At 54.3% G+C, this 219-nt stretch carries 1 other RNA gene; it reads left to right on the top strand.

Annotated elements, in window-relative coordinates:
* Nucleotides 1-123 precede the first annotated feature (123 nt).
* Nucleotides 124-219: non-coding RNA, RtT sRNA (locus OGW44_RS00075), on the top strand; the annotation flags it as partial.

Raw genomic sequence — 219 nt, 5'->3', positions numbered from 1 at the left:
GTTCCCGAGCGGCCAAAGGGAGCAGACTGTAAATCTGCCGTCATCGACTTCGAAGGTTCGAATCCTTCCCCCACCACCATCACTTCATAAAGCACCAGCATCCAATCCCTCTGTTATGCCTCATATTCTGCCCAAGCGGGAAGGATGAGAAGCTTCGACTAAGGTTCGATTCGAGCGTTAGCGAGAAAGCGTTGCCGCAGGCAACGACCCGAAGGGCGA

The organism is Citrobacter sp. Cb023, from assembly GCF_030336805.1.
In the GTDB taxonomy this organism is placed as follows: Bacteria; Pseudomonadota; Gammaproteobacteria; order Enterobacterales; family Enterobacteriaceae; genus Citrobacter; species Citrobacter braakii.
Note: the sequence above shows the minus strand (reverse complement) of the source record. Positions and strands in the feature narration are given on the sequence as shown.